General features: G+C 74.3%; 13 protein-coding genes and 1 riboswitch. Of the genes, 6 read left to right on the top strand and 7 right to left on the bottom strand.

Annotated elements, in window-relative coordinates; genetic code table 11:
* Positions 1-59: 59 nt before the first annotated feature.
* Positions 60-1,202, bottom strand: coding sequence for an MFS transporter (locus tag ACYVOF_RS04820; protein ID WP_460864392.1), 1,143 nt, complete (start codon positions 1,200-1,202; stop codon positions 60-62).
* Positions 1,199-2,080, bottom strand: coding sequence for a PAC2 family protein (locus ACYVOF_RS04815; protein ID WP_460864391.1), 882 nt, complete (start codon positions 2,078-2,080; stop codon positions 1,199-1,201). Before ACYVOF_RS04815 ends, ACYVOF_RS04820 begins: the two co-directional genes overlap by 4 nt.
* 68 nt (positions 2,081-2,148) lie before the next feature.
* On the opposite strand from ACYVOF_RS04815, the gene ACYVOF_RS04810 reads away from it, so the two are divergent.
* The 3 genes from ACYVOF_RS04810 to hisG are packed head-to-tail and all read left to right on the top strand — an operon-like array spanning position 2,149 to position 4,039.
* On the top strand, positions 2,149-2,883 hold the full coding sequence (locus ACYVOF_RS04810) for an HAD family hydrolase (protein ID WP_460864390.1): 735 nt from the start codon (positions 2,149-2,151) through the stop codon (positions 2,881-2,883).
* A complete protein-coding gene (locus tag ACYVOF_RS04805; protein WP_460864389.1) occupies positions 2,862-3,143 on the top strand; it encodes a phosphoribosyl-ATP diphosphatase in 282 nt (93 codons plus the stop codon). The genes ACYVOF_RS04810 and ACYVOF_RS04805 overlap by 22 nt, the downstream gene beginning before the upstream one ends.
* Positions 3,144-3,193: 50 nt before the next feature.
* The gene (hisG, locus tag ACYVOF_RS04800) at positions 3,194-4,039 is read left to right on the top strand and encodes an ATP phosphoribosyltransferase (RefSeq protein ID WP_460864388.1); all 846 of its coding nucleotides are present in this window, start codon (positions 3,194-3,196) and stop codon (positions 4,037-4,039) included.
* A gap of 22 nt (positions 4,040-4,061) precedes the next feature.
* On the opposite strand, the gene ACYVOF_RS04795 is transcribed toward hisG, so the two are convergent.
* Together ACYVOF_RS04795 and ACYVOF_RS04790 are read right to left on the bottom strand one after the other, a co-directional pair.
* Positions 4,062-4,886, bottom strand: coding sequence for a thioesterase family protein (locus ACYVOF_RS04795; protein ID WP_460864387.1), 825 nt, complete (start codon positions 4,884-4,886; stop codon positions 4,062-4,064).
* Entirely contained in the window at positions 4,883-5,752 is an 870-nt protein-coding gene (locus tag ACYVOF_RS04790) for a RecB family exonuclease (RefSeq protein ID WP_460864386.1), read from the bottom strand. The genes ACYVOF_RS04795 and ACYVOF_RS04790 overlap by 4 nt, the downstream gene beginning before the upstream one ends.
* 104 nt (positions 5,753-5,856) lie before the next feature.
* Here ACYVOF_RS04790 and ACYVOF_RS04785 point away from each other — a divergent pair, with 104 nt between their 5' ends.
* Positions 5,857-6,702, top strand: a complete 846-nt coding sequence (locus tag ACYVOF_RS04785; RefSeq protein ID WP_460864385.1) for a tRNA (adenine-N1)-methyltransferase — start codon at positions 5,857-5,859, stop codon at positions 6,700-6,702.
* Between the two features lie 18 nt (positions 6,703-6,720).
* Here ACYVOF_RS04785 and ACYVOF_RS04780 read toward each other — a convergent pair whose 3' ends face one another.
* On the bottom strand, positions 6,721-7,275 hold the full coding sequence (locus tag ACYVOF_RS04780) for a hypothetical protein (protein WP_460864384.1): 555 nt from the start codon (positions 7,273-7,275) through the stop codon (positions 6,721-6,723).
* Between the two features lie 481 nt (positions 7,276-7,756).
* Between ACYVOF_RS04780 and arc the strand changes: the two genes are divergently transcribed.
* Together arc and ACYVOF_RS04770 are read left to right on the top strand one after the other, a co-directional pair.
* The gene (gene arc / locus ACYVOF_RS04775) at positions 7,757-9,520 is read left to right on the top strand and encodes a proteasome ATPase (protein ID WP_460864383.1); all 1,764 of its coding nucleotides are present in this window, start codon (positions 7,757-7,759) and stop codon (positions 9,518-9,520) included.
* A 17-nt stretch (positions 9,521-9,537) separates the two neighbouring features.
* Positions 9,538-10,731, top strand: a complete 1,194-nt coding sequence (locus tag ACYVOF_RS04770; protein WP_460864382.1) for an esterase/lipase family protein — start codon at positions 9,538-9,540, stop codon at positions 10,729-10,731.
* A gap of 24 nt (positions 10,732-10,755) precedes the next feature.
* Here the strand turns inward: ACYVOF_RS04770 and metH are convergent, their stop codons facing one another.
* Positions 10,756-14,502, bottom strand: coding sequence for a methionine synthase (metH, locus tag ACYVOF_RS04765; protein WP_460864381.1), 3,747 nt, complete (start codon positions 14,500-14,502; stop codon positions 10,756-10,758).
* A gap of 19 nt (positions 14,503-14,521) precedes the next feature.
* A riboswitch (S-adenosyl-L-homocysteine riboswitch) is annotated at positions 14,522-14,596 on the bottom strand.
* A 51-nt stretch (positions 14,597-14,647) separates the two neighbouring features.
* Positions 14,648-15,676: an LLM class flavin-dependent oxidoreductase gene (locus ACYVOF_RS04760; RefSeq protein WP_460864380.1), complete on the bottom strand. Its 1,029-nt coding sequence runs from the start codon at positions 15,674-15,676 to the stop codon at positions 14,648-14,650.
* Positions 15,677-15,708 lie beyond the last annotated feature (32 nt).

Here is a 15,708-nt window from a genome sequence, read left to right as displayed (position 1 = left end):
GGGCTGGATGCACCCGGCAGCGCCCCGGGAGAGCATCGAGCCCGCTCGATGCGGGCGCGTCAGGCCGCGACCGGGGCGCGGCGTGCCCGCGGCATGACCGCCGGCGCCACGAGCGCCAGCAGCGCCGTGGGCACGAGGAACGCCGCCACGGGGTGCAGCCCGTAGACCGGGGTCAGGGCGAGCGGGGCGGCGGACGCACCCAGGAATCGCATCGCCTGCACCACCGACACGGCCCCGCCGCGGTTGCCGCCGTCGGCGGTGAGCACCGCGGTGTTGACACCGACGAGCAGCAGCTGCGCCGCCACCCCGGCCAGCGCCCAGCACAGACCCGCCGCCCACAGCGCGGGCAGCACCCCGGTGCCCGCCACCAGCAGCGCCCCGACGACCGAGCCCACCACGACCCCGCGGCGGGCCCCCACCCGGTCGATGGCGCCACCGGCGACCCGGGCGGTGAGCAGGCCGGCGACGCCGAACCCGGTGAGCAGCAGCCCGCGCCCGGTGGCGGACAGCCCGAAGTCGTCCTCCGCGCGGAAGGCCACCAGGAAGCTGAGCCCGCCCAGCGCACCCCAGCCGACGAGGGCGACGAGCCCGGTGCGCAGCACGTCGGGGCGCAGCGCCTCCCGCAGCCGCACTCCGCCCGCGGTCGGGGCGCGCGCGTGCTCGGGCAGCCCCGCCGCGGCCAGCAGCGCCGCCACCCCCGCCACGCCGACGAAGGCGTAGCGCCAGTCCACCTCGGCCGCGACCCCGCCCACCAGCGGCGCGAACGTCTGCCCCGCCGCCTGCAGCGAGCCGAACAGCCCCAGCGCCCGCCCCAGCCGCTCCCGGTCGGTGACGGCGGCCAGCGCCGCGAGCAGCAGCGGGGTGGTGAACGCGTTCGCCGAGCCCTGCACCACCCGGGCCAGGAGCAGCAGCGAGACGGTGGGGGCGAGCGCGCAGGCCAGCGACGCCGCCACGTAGACCAGGTAGGCCAGACGGACGGTCCGAGCGCGGCCCCACCGCTCACCGAGGGTGCCGGAGACGAGCATGAGCGCCCCGAAGGGCAGCAGGTAGGCCGTCAGCGAGGCGGCCGCCGTCCCCGGCGCCACGGCGTAGGAGGCACCGATCTCCGGCAGCATCGACGCCACCAGGCCGCCCCCGAAGGGGCCGAGGAACCCGCCCGCGAAGAGCGCCGCGACGCCCAGCCGGGCCCGGCCGTGGCTCACGCGCCCCCGGGCCCGCCGTCCTCGCCCGGGCCGCGGCGGCGCAGGTAGCGCTCGAACTCGGCGGCGATGGACTCCGCGTCGGTCTTGCTCACCGCGTCGGACATGTCGGTCTCGGCGTCGCCGCGCTCCTCGAGGGACCGCACGTAGCCGATGACCTCCTCGTCCTCCTCGGCCATCTCGGTGACCGTGGTCTCCCAGTCGGCCGCCTGCTCCGGCAGCCCGACCAGCGGCACCTCGACGTCGAGGACCTCCTCGACCCGGTGCAGCAGCGCGATCGTCGCCTTCGGGTTGGGCGGCTGGGAGACGTAGTGGGGCACGGCCGCCCAGAAGCTCAGCGCCGGGATGCCCGCCCGCACGCAGGCGTCCTGCAGCACGCCGGTGATGCCGGTGGGGCCCTCGTAGCGGGTCTGCTCCACGTTGTAGCGGGTGGCCGACTCCGGGTCGGGCGCGGTGCCGGTCACCGGGACCGGGCGGGTGTGGGCGGTGTCGGCGAGCAGCGCCCCCAGGGTGACGACGGTCGAGACCCCGAGCTGGTCCATGATCCCCAGCAGCTCCCCGCAGAAGGAGCGCCACCGCATGTTCGGCTCGATGCCGTGCAGCAGCACCACGTCGCGGTCCGAGCCCGCCGGGTGGCACACGCTGAGCCGCGTGGCGGGCCACTGGATCTCCCGGGTGACGCCGTCGACCATGCGCACCACGGGCCGGGTGACCTGGAAGTCGTAGTAGTCCTCGGAGTCGATCTCGGTGAGCGGCTCGGCGTCCCAGCACAGCTCGAGGTGCTCCACGGCCCCGCTGGCCGCGTCGCCCGCGTCGTTCCACCCCTCGAAGGCGGCCACCAGGACCGGGTCCCGCAGGCGCGCCAGCTCCGTGTCCGTCACCCGCCCAGCCTACGACCCCCGCACCACCCGGGCGGTCCCGTGGGCCGCGGGACGACATACTCCTCGGCGTGCACCCCACCTCCCCGGCTGCCGGGCCCCGCGCCGTGCTCTGGGACATGGACGGCACGCTGCTGGACTCGGAGCGGCTGTGGGACGTCTCGCTGGCCGAGCTGGCGGTGCACCTGGGCGGGGAGATGACCACCGAGCTGCGCCACAGCCTGGTCGGCGGGAGCCTGCGCAACGCCGTCACCGCGCTGCTGACCCACCTCGACCTCCCGGTGACCGGGGCGGCGCTGGACGAGGCGGCCACCGTCCTGGACGCCCGCACCGCCGAGCTGTTCGCCGCCGGCATCCCGTGGCGGCCGGGGGCGCAGGACGCCCTCACCCTCGCCCCGGGAGCGGGGTGGGCGCAGGCGCTGGTGACCAACACCGGCCGCGGCCTCACCGAGGACGCGCTGGGCACCCTGGGCCGCGAGCACTTCACCGCCACGGTGTGCGGCGACGAGGTCGCGCACGGCAAGCCCGCCCCCGACCCGTACCTGCGGGCCGCCGAGCTGCTCGGCCTCGACCCCGCCGACTGCCTCGCCGTCGAGGACTCGCCCACCGGGGCGGCCGCCGCCGAGGCCGCGGGGTGCGCCGTGCTCGTGGTGCCGCTGGAGGTCGAGGTGCCCACCAGCCCGCGGCGCACGCACCGCCCGTCCCTGCTGGGCCTGACCCCGGCCGACCTCACCGCGGCGTGGCGGGCGGCGGGCACCCGGGACGACGGGGAGGCCGCGGCGGCGTGGGAGGATCGTCGCCCGTGAAGACCTTCGACTCGCTGTTCGCCGAGCTGTCCGAGAAGGCCGGCTCGCGGCCGGAGGGCTCCGGCACGGTGGCCGCGCTCGACGCCGGGGTGCACGCCCAGGGCAAGAAGGTGCTCGAGGAGGCCGGCGAGGTGTGGCTCGCCGCCGAGCACGAGACCGACGCGGAGCTGGCCGAGGAGATCTCCCAGCTCCTGTACTGGACCCAGGTGCTGATGCTCGGGCGCGGGCTGACCCTCGAGGACGTCTACCGCCACCTGTGAGTCGACCCGCCCCGGCTCCTGATCGCTCCCCACCCCCGGAGGAACCCCCCGTGCTCCGCGTCGCCGTGCCCAACAAGGGCGCCCTCTCCGAGCAGGCCGCCGAGGTGCTGACGGAGGCGGGCTACCGCCGCCGCTCCGACTCCCGCGACCTGACCGTGCTCGACAACGCCAACCAGGTGGAGTTCTTCTTCCTGCGGCCCAAGGACATCGCGATCTACGTCGGCTCCGGCCAGCTCGACCTGGGCATCACCGGGCGCGACCTGGCCGCGGAGTCCGGCGCCGAGGTCAGCGAGCGGCTCGCCCTCGGCTTCGGTGCGTCCACGTTCCGCTACGCCGCGCCCGCCGGGCAGGAGTGGTCCGCGACCGACCTCGCCGGGCTGCGCATCGCCACCGCCTTCCCCCGGCTGGTGCGCACCGACCTGGCGCAGCGCGGCATCGAGGCCACCGTGATCCGGCTCGACGGCGCGGTGGAGATCAGCATCCAGCTCGGGGTGGCCGACGCCATCGCCGACGTGGTGGGCACCGGACGCACGCTGCGCCAGCACGACCTCGTGCCGTTCGGCGACGTGCTGTGCGACTCCGAGGCCGTCCTCGTCGAGCGCACCGGCTCGGGCCCCGACCGCGCGCGCGACCAGCTCGTCGCCCGCATCCAGGGCGTCGTCGTGGCCCAGCAGTACCTCATGCTCGACTACGACTGCCCGCGCGAGCTGCTCGACGAGGCCGTGCGGGTGACCCCCGGCCTGGAGTCGCCGACGCTGGCGCCCATGGCGGACGAGGGCTGGATGGCGGTGCGGGCGATGGTGTCGCGCCGCGAGGTCAACCAGGTGATGGACACGCTCTCCGCGCTCGGCGCCAAGGCCATCCTGGCCAGCGACCTGCGCTCCTGCCGCTTCTGACCTCTCCCGCGCGGGCGCGGGGTCAGCGGGGGCGGACGAGCAGGATCTGCGCGCTGCGGCCGACCGGGCCCCGCTCGTCGTGCAGGACGGCGGTGCACGAGCCGATCCCGTCGGGCCCGATGCTGGTCGAGGCGTCGATGCCCACCCACTCACCGACCGGGTCCCGGTGCAGGTGCACCGTCAGGTCGGTGTTGAGGAAGGTCCACTCGCCGACCGAGAGCGGCGCCCCCACCCCGTTGGCCGAGTCGACCACGGCCAGGAACCGCTGCAGCACGTCCGGCTCCTCGCCGGCCACGAGCGGCACCCGCGGGCGCGCCCACACCCGCCCCGGGCCGGGCTGGGCGAGGTCGCCGTCGATCCAGCGCCACTCGATCGCGTCGACGTAGCCCGCCACCCAGCCGGGCGAGCGGGTCCACGGGCTCGGCCCGGGCACCGGCGGCATCACCGGGCCGAGGTCCTGCGCGACGGCCGTGGTGTCCACGGTCGCCAGCCGCCAGGCCGAGGCCGAGGCGACCACCCGCTCGGCACCGCCGGGGACGGCCGCCAGCAGCCGCGCCCCCACCAGCTCGATCTGCTTGCCCGGCCGCAGCACCTCGGTGCGCACGGTCAGCTCGCCGGGCGGGACCGGGCCCAGGACCTCGACGGTGAGGCGGGCGAGCCGGGTGCCGCCGCGCGGGGAGCACCGCTGCACGGCCCGGGCCAGCAGCGCCGCGGGCGGGCTCATGTGCTGCATCTGCGCGGTCCACGGCCCGACGGTGCGCTCCGTGGCGTGGAACCGCTCGGCCCCGTCCGCCGCCGGGGGCAGCGGCAGGTAGAAGGCGGGCGAGGCGGGGGCCTGCTCCGTCATCCGACCCGCTCCACCAGCGTCTCCTCGCCCGTCCCCGGGTCCTGCGGCCAGCCGGGGTACGGCGGGACCTCGCCGCCGAAGGACGGGCAGCGCGACTTGTGGTCGCACCAGTCGCACAGCCGGCTGGGGCTCGGCCGGAAGTCCCCGGTGGCGCCCGCCGCCAGGATGGCCCGCCAGATCGCCGAGAGCGTGCGCTCGAAGCGCTCCAGCTCGTCGGCCTCGGGGGTGTAGGTCAGCACCTGGCCGTCGGCGAGGTAGATGAGCCGCAGCTGGGTGGGCACCACGCCCCGGGTGCGCCACAGCACCACCGCGTAGAACTTCATCTGGAACAGCGCCCGCGCCTCGCCCACCTCCCGGGGGGCGGCGCCCGTCTTGTAGTCGACCACCCGCACCTCACCGGTGGGGGCCACGTCGAGCCGGTCGACGAAGCCGCGCAGCAGCACCCCGTCGGCCAGCTCGACCTCGACGCGCAGCTCGCACGCCTCGGGCTCGAACCGCGACGGGTCCTCCAGGGTGAAGTAGCGGCGCACCAGGTCCCCGGCCGCGCCCAGGAAGCCCGGGGTGGCCTCGTCGTCGACCAGCCCGGCGAGGTCGGGCGACTCCGCCAGCACCTCCTGCCACGCCGGCTCCACCAGCGCGACCGCGTGCTCGGGGTCGCGCTGCGCGGCGGGCAGCGCGTAGAGCTGCTCCAGCGCGGCGTGCACCACGGTGCCGCGCACCTGCGCGAGGCTGGGCGACTCCGGGATCCGGTCGACCGCGCGGTACCGGTAGAGCAGCGGGCACTGCTTGAAGTCCCCCGCCCGCGACGGGGAGAGCGCGGGCCTGCGGCGCGGCGGGGCGGCAGCGGCGGGGTCGGTCACGGTCATGGCGCCACCGTAGGGGGCGGGTCCGACAACCCCGTCCCCGTGGGACCATCGCCCGTCCCCGCCGACCGCGGGGGAGCACCCGCACAGGACGGAGCACACCCCCCGTGGAGCGCAGCGGACCCTTCCGAGCGGGCGACCGCGTCCAGCTGACCGACGCCAAGGGCCGCCACCACACGGTGGTCCTCGTCGCGGGCGGGGAGTTCCACACCCACAAGGGCGGCATCGCCCACGACGACCTCATCGGCGCGGCGGAGGGCTGCGTGGTGCGCGCCGCCGCCGGGGCGGACTACCTGGCGCTGCGCCCGCTGCTCACCGACTACGTGCTCTCCATGCCCCGCGGCGCGCAGGTCATCTACCCCAAGGACGCCTCGCAGATCTGCCACGAGGGCGACGTGTTCCCCGGGGCCACGGTGCTCGAGGCCGGGGCCGGCTCCGGGGCGCTGACCCTGTCGCTGCTGCGCGCCGTCGGCCCGACCGGGCGGGTGGTGTCCTACGAGCTGCGCTCCGACCACGCCGAGCACGCCGTCCGCAACGTCGAGACCTTCCTGGGGGAGCGCCCGGCCAACTGGGACCTGCGCCTCGACGACGTGGCCGACGTGCCTGCGCAGGAGCAGGTGGACCGGGTGGTGCTCGACATGCTCTCCCCGTGGGAGGTGCTGCCCGCCGTCACCCGCGCCACCAAGCCCGGCGGCGTGCTCGTCGCCTACGTGGCCACCACCACCCAGCTCAGCCGCGTGGTGGAGGGCCTGCGCGAGCAGGGCTGCTGGACCGAGCCGTACTCGTGGGAGACGCTGGTGCGCTCCTGGCACGTGGTCGGCCTGGCGGTGCGCCCCGACCACCGCATGCAGGGCCACACGGCGTTCCTGGTGCGGGCGCGGCGGCTGGCCGACGGCGTCACCGCGCCGCGGCCGCACCGCCGCCCGAGCAAGAACCAGCCCGCGGAGGGCTGAGCCGGCCGGTCCGCCCGCTCAGCCCAGCGAGCAGATCTGCCAGGTGCCCGCGGTGCGCCCGAACGTCGCGTCCGCCCCCGTCGGCTCGGAGCCGGCCTCGCCCGCGAAGATCCGGCCCGACGCGGTGTCCCCGGTCACGAGGAGGTCCTCGACGCGGGAGAACACGATGGGGTCGGTCTGCGGGTCGATCGTGCCCTCGGCGGCGACGTCGCCGGAGAACTCGCCGCACGCGATGCCGGCCAGCCCCACCTCGTCCCCGGCGTTGAGCAGGTCGATCAGCCGGCTGCCGAGCGCGGTCAGCGCGGCGGTGTCGCCGGGGCCCGCGGGGGTGCCGGCGCCCGTGGGCGCCACGGTCACCGTGCCCGCGGTGGCCGTGGGCCGCGTCGTGGTCCGCGAGGTGGTGCGCGGCGGGGTGGAGCGCGACGTGGTGGTCCGCGACGAGCTGGTCGCGGTCGTGGTCGGGGCGGCCGTCGTGGTGGTCGGGTCGGCGACGGTGGTGCTGTCGCGCGTGGCGACGACCGCGACCCCGACCACCCCGGCGACCACGACCGCGACGAGCTCGACCACGGCCACCCAGAACCCGGGCCCGCGGCCCGAGCCCCCGGACCCGCCCCCGGGGCCGCCGGGCGGACCGGGCGGCATCCCCGGCGGCGGCCCGTACGGACCCTGCGCGTACGGACCCGGCGTCTGCGGGTACGGACCCGGCGGCGTCTGCGGGTAGGGGCCCTGCGGGTACGGCGGCGGGTACGGCCCCTGCTGCTGGGGCCCGGGCTGCTGGGGCCCCGGCGGCGGGAACGCCCGCGTCGGGTCCGACCCCGGCTGCTGCGGGCCCTGACCTCCCCGCGCCCACGGATCTGCTGGTCCACCCACCACGGCCTCCCCCCGTCGGCCGACGCGGCTGCTCGGCGTCCGGCCACGCTAGCGGTCCGACCGGCCCCCCGTGCGGACGTCGTGCGGGACACCGCCGGTGGGCGCCGTCACCACGCGTGGCGTCGCGCGGACAGCCGCCCCCGCCGCCGGTAGCGTGGGTGGTTCAGACCGGGAGGAGACGCCCATGAGCCCGACCGACCGTCCCGACCCCGAGGTGGCCGAGAGCCAGGTCGCTGCCTTGCGCAGCGAGGTGGACGCGCTGCGGGGCCGTCTCGCCGACTCGCCGCGCCGCCACGGCGACCTCGAGGCCCGCCTCGCGGAGACCACCGCCAAGGTGGAGACGCTGACCAACCGCAACACCAAGCTGCTGGAGACCCTCAAGGACGCCCGCCAGCAGCTGCTGGTGCTGCGTGAGGAGGTCGACCGGCTGGCCCAGCCGCCCAGCGGCTACGGCGTCTTCCTCACCGCGCACGAGGACGGCACCGTCGACGCGTTCACCTCCGGCCGCCGGATGCGCCTGGTGACGTCGCCGACCGTCGACGGCAGCCTGCTCGAGCGCGGGCAGAGCCTGCGGCTCAACGAGGCGCTGACGGTCGTCGAGGCCGGCGCCTACGAGCGGGTCGGCGAGGTCTCCTCGCTGCGCGAGCTGCTCGACGGCGGCGAGCGCGCCCTGGTCGTCGGGCACGCCGACGAGGAGCGGGTGGTCTGGGTGGCGGAGCCGCTGCGGCTGGCCCACGTCTCCGAGGACGGGCCCACCCTCAAGCCCGGGGACAGCCTGCTGGTCGACACCAAGGCCGGCTACGCCTACGAGAAGGTGCCGAAGGCCGAGGTGGAGGACCTCGTGCTCGAGGAGGTGCCCGACGTCGGCTACGGCGACATCGGCGGGCTGGCGCGCCAGATCGACCAGATCCGCGACGCCGTCGAGCTGCCGTTCCTGCACGCCGAGCTGTTCCAGGAGTACGCGCTGCGCCCGCCCAAGGGCGTGCTGCTCTACGGCCCGCCCGGGTGCGGCAAGACGCTCATCGCCAAGGCCGTGGCCAACTCGCTGGCCAAGAAGATCGCCGAGGCGCGCGGCGACGACCCCCGCGAGGCCAAGTCGTTCTTCCTCAACATCAAGGGCCCCGAGCTGCTGAACAAGTTCGTCGGCGAGACCGAGCGCCACATCCGGGTGATCTTCCAGCGCGCCCGCGAGAAGGCGTCGGCCGGGACGCCGGTGATCGTGTTCTTCGACGAGATGGACTCGATCTTCCGCACCCGCGGCTCGGGCGTCTCCTCCGACGTGGAGACGACGATCGTGCCGCAGCTGCTCAGCGAGATCGACGGCGTCGAGGGCCTGGAGAACGTCATCGTCATCGGCGCCTCCAACCGCGAGGACATGATCGACCCGGCCATCCTGCGACCCGGCCGGCTCGACGTGAAGATCAAGATCGAGCGGCCCGACGCGGAGTCGGCGGAGGACATCTTCTCCAAGTACCTCACCGACACCCTGCCCATCCACGCCGACGACCTGGCCGAGTTCGGCGGCGACCGGGCCGCCTGCATCGCCGGGATGATCCAGCGCGTGGTCGAGCGGATGTACACCGAGTCCGACGAGAACCGCTTCCTCGAGGTCACCTACGCCAACGGTGACAAGGAGGTCCTGTACTTCAAGGACTTCAACTCCGGGGCCATGATCCAGAACATCGTGGACCGCTCGAAGAAGTACGCGATCAAGTCGGTCCTGGAGACGGGTGCCGCCGGCCTGCGGGTGCAGCACCTGCTGGACTCCATCGTCGACGAGTTCGCCGAGAACGAGGACCTGCCCAACACGACCAACCCGGACGACTGGGCGCGGATCTCGGGCAAGAAGGGGGAGCGGATCGTCTACATCCGCACCCTCGTCACCGGCAAGACGTCGAGCGCGAGCCGCGCCATCGACACCGAGTCCAACACCGGCCAGTACCTCTGACGGTTTAGAGTACGGGCGTGCACCCAACGTCCACCGCGCGTCGGCCGTCCCCCCACCGCAACGAGGTGCGGGGGGCGGCCGACGTGCTGGCCGGGGCGGTCGACGTGCTCAGCCGCCCGGTGCAGGGCACCCACCGCGCCATCAGCGACACCGTGTTCGGCCTGCTCGGCGCCCCCGCGGCCCCGGTGCGCGCGCTGCACGACACCATCTCCGCGGTCACCTACTCCTCGGTGCGGGGGACGACCCGCCTGCTGGCCGACGCGGTCGGGGCGGGCTCGGACGCGCTGCCGCCCGAGCGGGTCGCCCACGCCGTGACCCGCTCCGCCACCGGCTCGGTGCTGGTCGGGGCCGTGAACGGCCTGCTCGGTGACCGGCTGGTGGCCGAGGGCAACGACCTGGCCGTGGAGATGGGCCCGCACCACCGGCGCCGGGTCGTCGGCAACGACACCGCGCTGCTCACCGCCGCCTACCCGGCCGCCACCGGGCACCTCGCCGTGCTGGTCCACGGGCTGGGGGAGACCGAGCAGGGGTGGTACTACCGCCACGGCGGGCGGGGCAGCTACGGCGAGCTGCTCGCCCGGCACGGCGTCAGCGCGGTCGCGATGCGCTACAACACCGGGACCGGGATCGTGGAGAACGGCGCGGCGCTGGCCGAGCTGCTCGCCGAGCTGCTCGGTGCCTGGCCGGTGCCGGTGACCCGCATCGACCTCGTCGGGCACTCCATGGGCGGGCTGGTGCTGCGCCGGGCCTGCGCGGCGGAGGAGGCCTCCCGGGCCTGGCTGCCGCTGGTGCGCACCGCCACCTACCTGGGCACCCCGCACGAGGGCGCCCCGCTCGCCGCGGGCACCTACCACCTCTCGCGCGCGCTGCGCCGCTCCCGGCGCACCCGCGCCTGGTCGGACCTGCTCGACGTGCGCAGCACCGGCATCGAGGACCTGCGCCGCGCGACCGACCTGCCGCTGGTCGACGGGGTGCGCCACGTGGCGGTGCGGGCCACGCTGGCGCAGGACCCGGACGCCTGGTGGGCCAACCACGTCGGCGACGGCCTGGTGACCCTCGACAGCGCGCAGGGCCCGGTGCGCGAGGTCCACACCCTGCCGGGCACCGGTCACCTCTCGCTGCTGGCCGACCCCCGGGTGGCCGACGTGCTGCTCGAGCTGGTCGCCGACGCGCCCCCCGCGGCCCTGGACGCCGCCGCCGACCCGACCTGACGCACCGGGCCCGGCGGCCGCGCGTCACTCGTCGTCGGTGCGGTACCCCAGGTTCGGGGAGAGCCAGCGCTCGGCCTCGGCGACGGTCCAGCCCTTGCGGCCGGCGTACTCGGTGACCTGGTCGCGCCCGACGCGGCCGAGCACGAAGTACTGCGACTGCGGGTGGGAGAAGTACAGCCCGCTCACCGCGGCGCCGGGCCACATGGCCATGCTCTCGGTGAGCTCGATGCCCGTGGTGGCACGCACGTCGAGCAGGTCCCAGATCGTCTGCTTCTCGGTGTGCTCCGGGCACGCCGGGTAGCCCGGGGCGGGCCGGATCCCGGTGTAGCGCTCCTTGAGCAGGCCCTCGGCGTCGAGGTGCTCGTCGGGGGAGTAGCCCCACACCTGCGTGCGGACCAGCTCGTGCAGCCGCTCCGCGAAGGCCTCGGCGAGCCGGTCGGCCAGCGACTCCAGCAGGATCGCGCTGTAGTCGTCCTGGGCGGCCTTGAACTCCTCGACCTTGGCGGCGCTGCCGAGCCCGGCGGTGACGGCGAACGCCCCCACGTAGTCCGGCACACCCGTCTCGGCCGGGGCCACGAAGTCGGCCAGGGACCGGTGCGGCACGCCGGGGCGGTGCTCGGTCTGCTGGCGCAGCATGCGGAACGTCTGCAGCACCTGGGTGCGGCTCTCGTCGGAGTAGACCTCGACGTCGTCGCCCACGGCCGCGGCGGGGAACAGCCCCAGCACGCCGGAGGCGGTCAGCCACCGCTCGTCGATGATGCGGTCGAGCATCACCTGCGCGTCGTCGTACAGCGCGCGGGCGGTCTCCCCGGAGGCCGGGTTGTTGAGGATGTCAGGGAAGCGGCCCTTGAGCTCCCAGGCGTTGAAGAACGGCTGCCAGTCGATGTAGGGGCGCAGCTCGGCCAGGGGGAAGTCCTCCAGCACCCGCTGGCCCAGCTCGTTGGGCTTCGGCGGTGCGTAGCCGCTCCAGTCGACCGGGGTGCGGTTGGCCCGGGCCGTCGCGATCGGCAGGATCGCCTTCGCGTCGGTGCGCGCCGCGTAGCGCTCGCGCAGCGAGTCGTAGTCGGTCTTGACGTCGGCCATGAGCTGCGGCCGCTGCGCGTCGGAGAGCAGGGCGGCGACGACCGGGACCGAGCGCGAGGCGTCCTTCACCCAGATGACGGGGCCGTGGTACTTCTCGTCGACCTTGACCGCGGTGTGCGCGCGGGAGGTGGTGGCCCCGCCGATCATGAGCGGGATGTCGAGGCCCTGGCGCTCCATCTCGGCGGCGAAGCCGACCATCTCGTCGAGCGAGGGCGTGATGAGCCCGGACAGGCCGATGACGTCGGCGTCGTGCTCCTTCGCGGCGTCGAGGATCTTCTGCGCGGGGACCATGACGCCGAGGTCGACCACCTCGTAGTTGTTGCACTGCAGCACGACCCCGACGATGTTCTTGCCGATGTCGTGCACGTCGCCCTTGACCGTGGCCATGACGACGGTGCCCTTGCGCTCCTCGACGTCGCCGGGCTTCTTCTCGGCCTCGATGTAGGGGATGAGGTACGCGACGGCCTTCTTCATCACCCGCGCCGACTTCACCACCTGCGGCAGGAACATCTTGCCCGCGCCGAACAGGTCGCCGACGACGTTCATCCCCGCCATGAGCGGGCCCTCGATGACCTCGATGGGCCGTCCGCCGCGGGCCGCGATGAGGGCGCGCAGCTCCTCGGTGTCGGCCTCGGCGTGGGCGTCGATGCCCTTGACCAGGGCGTGGGTGATGCGCTCGTCGACGGGCAGCTCGCGCCACGCCTCGTCGGCGCCCTGCTGCTTGGTGCCGTCGCCGGCGAACTCGGTCGCGATCTCGAGCAGCCGCTCGGCAGCGTCGGGCCTGCGGTTGAGCACCACGTCCTCGATGCGGTCGCGCAGCCGGGGGTCGATGCCGTCGTAGACCACCAGCGCACCGGCGTTGACGATGCCCATGTCCATCCCGGCGGCGATCGCGTGGAACAGGAACACCGAGTGGATGGCCTCGCGCACGGCGTTGTTGCCGCGGAAGGAGAACGACACGTTGGAGACGCCGCCGGAGACCATCGCGCCGGGCAGGTTCTGCTTGGTCCAGCGGGTCGCCTCGATGAAGTCGACGCCGTAGTTCGCGTGCTCCTCGATGCCGGTGGCGATGGCGAACACGTTGGGGTCGAAGATGATGTCCTCGGCGGGGAAGCCGACCTCGTCGACCAGGACGTCGTAGGCGCGCCGGCAGATGTCCTTGCGGCGCTGCAGGTCGTCGGCCTGGCCGTCCTCGTCGAAGGCCATGACCACGACCGCGGCGCCGTACTTGCGGCACAGCGTCGCCTGGGCCTTGAACTTCTCGACGCCCTCCTTCATGGAGATGGAGTTGACGATCGGCTTGCCCTGCACGCAGCGCAGCCCGGCCTCGATGACCTCGAACTTCGAGGAGTCGACCATGAGCGGGACGCGGCTGATGTCGGGCTCGCTCGCCACGAGCTTGACGAAGCGGTCCATGGCCGCGACGCCGTCGATCATCCCCTCATCCATGTTGATGTCGATGACCTGCGCGCCGTTCTCGACCTGCTGGCGGGCCACCGAGAGCGCGGTGGCGTAGTCGCCGTCCTTGATGAGGTTGCGGAACTTGGCCGAGCCGGTGATGTTGGTCCGCTCACCGACGTTGACGAACAGGCTCTCCGGCACGATCGTCAGCGGCTCGAGGCCCGACAGCCGGCAGGCGGGGTCGACGGGCGAGGGGACCCGGGGGGTGACGCCGGCGACGGCCTCGGCCATCCGGGTGATGTGGCCCGGGGTGGTGCCGCAGCAGCCGCCCAGCAGGTTCAGCAGCCCGGCCTCGGCGAACTCGCGGACGACCGCCGCGGTCTGCTCGGGCGCCTCGTCGTACTCGCCGAACGCGTTGGGCAGCCCGGCGTTGGGGTAGCAGGAGACGAAGCAGTCGGCGACGCGCGCCATCTCGGCGAGGTAGGGCCGCATCTCGGCCGCACCGAGGGCGCAGTTGAGCCCCACCAGCAGCGGGCGGGCGTGACGCACGGAGTTCCAGAACGCCTCGGTGACCTGGCCGGACAGGGTGCGCCCGGACGCGTCGGTGATGGTGCCCGAGAGCATGACCGGCCAGCGGCGGCCCCGCTCCTCGAAGAGGGTCTCGAGGGCGAAGATCGCGGCCTTGGCGTTGAGGGTGTCGAAGATGGTCTCGACGAGCAGCAGGTCGACGCCGCCGTCGACGAGGCCGTTCGCCTGCTCCAGGTAGGCCGCGACGAGCTCCTCGAAGGAGGTGTTTCGGGCGCCGGGGTCGTTGACGTCCGGGGAGATCGAGGCGGTGCGGTTGGTGGGGCCGAGCGAGCCGGCGACGTAGCGGGGCCGGCTCGGGTCCTCCGCGGTCACGGCGTCGGCCTGGGCGCGGGCCAGCCGCGCGCTGGCCAGGTTGAGCTCGTGGACGAGGGACTCCATGCCGTAGTCGGCCATGGAGATCACCTGGGCGTTGAAGGTGTTGGTGCCGATGACGTCGGCCCCGGCGTCGAGGTAGGCGCGGTGGATCGCGCCGATCGCCTCGGGCTGGGTGAGGCTGAGCAGGTCGTTGTTGCCCTGCAGGTCGCGGTGCCAGTCGGCGAACCGCTCGCCCCGGTACTCGGCCTCGCTGAAGGTGTGCCGCTGGATCATCGTGCCCATGGCGCCGTCGAAGACCAGCACGCGCTCGGTGAGCAGTGCGGTGAGCGCCTCGGTGGCGTCGGGGCGCACGTTGGTCCCGCCGGCGGGCTGGGCAACGGTCATCGGCAGGGCCTCCGGGGGTGTCACGGAGGCGCCCTTCGTGGTGGGGACGGTCGAGCGTGGCGGGCTGGAGCCCGTTGCAGCGCCTCTCGACCTCAGTCCAGGCTACCGGACCGGCACCGGGGCTGTCCCGACCAGCCCGTTCCGCTCAGCCCGCGCGCACCACGGGGGCCACCTCGGTGCCCAGCAGCTCGATGCCGTGCAGCAGGTTGTCGTGGGCCAGCCGCCAGTTGGTCATCTGCAGCGAGATGCGGTCGACCCCGCCGAGCGCCTCGGACACCGAGAGCACCTTGCGCGCCACCGTGCCCGGGTCGCCGATGAAGTAGGCGCCCGTCGGGCCGCAGGTGGCGTCGAACCCCGCCCGGGTGGGACGGGGGCCGCCGCGCTCGGACGCGATCTGGGTGAACATCTCCGCCCAGCCCGGGTAGAAGTCGTCCGCGGCCTGCTGGTCGGAGTCCCCGACGAAGCCGAACACGTGCAGCCCGACCTTGAGCTGCTCCGCGGGGTGCCCGGCGCGGCGCCCCGCCTCCCGGTACAGCTCGACGAGCGGGCCGAACCGGTGCGGCTCCCCGCCGATGATCGCGACCATCAGGGGCAGGCCCAGCACGCCGGCGCGGACGAAGGACTCCGGGGTGCCGCCGACGCCCAGCCAGATCGGCAGCCGCTCCTGCGCGGGGCGGGGGTAGACGCCCTGCCCGGTCAGCGCCGGGCGGTGCCGCCCGGACCAGGTGACCTCGGTCGACTCCCGGATGCGCAGCAGCAGGTCGAGCTTCTCGGCGAACAGCGAGTCGTAGTCGCGCAGCGAGAGGCCGAACAGCGGGAAGGACTCGGTGAACGAGCCGCGGCCGACGACGAGGTCGGTGCGCCCGCCCGAGACCAGGTCGAGCGTGGCGAACTCCTGGAACACCCGCACCGGGTCGGCCGCGCTGAGCACGGCGACCGCGCTGTTGAGCCGGATCGTCGAGGTGCGCGCGGCGGCGGCGGAGAGCAGCACCACCGGGGCGGAGTCGTAGTACTCGCTGCGGTGGTGCTCCCCGATGCCGTAGTGGTCCAGGCCCACCTCGTCGGCGCGGCCGACCTCCTCGAGCAGGTCGGAGACCCGCTGGACCGGGCTGACGACCTCGCCAGTGCCCGGGTCGGTGACGCGGGAGACGAAGCTGTCGATGCCGATGCGCACGGGACCTCCTGGAGCGGATGTTCGGTTGAACG

Source organism: Rhodococcus aerolatus (genome assembly GCF_054783215.1).
This window is presented reverse-complemented; position numbering and strand designations above follow the sequence as displayed.

What these genes read in the sequence shown, in the direction of transcription:
- ACYVOF_RS04795 (WP_460864387.1), bottom strand. Translation starts at nt 4,886, where the DNA reads ATGACGGAGCAGGCCCCCGCCTCGCCCGCCTTCTACCTGCCGCTGCCC.
- ACYVOF_RS04790 (WP_460864386.1), bottom strand. Translation starts at nt 5,752, where the DNA reads ATGACCGTGACCGACCCCGCCGCTGCCGCCCCGCCGCGCCGCAGGCCC.
- arc (WP_460864383.1), top strand. Translation starts at nt 7,757, where the DNA reads ATGAGCCCGACCGACCGTCCCGACCCCGAGGTGGCCGAGAGCCAGGTC.
- metH (WP_460864381.1), bottom strand. Translation starts at nt 14,502, where the DNA reads ATGACCGTTGCCCAGCCCGCCGGCGGGACCAACGTGCGCCCCGACGCC.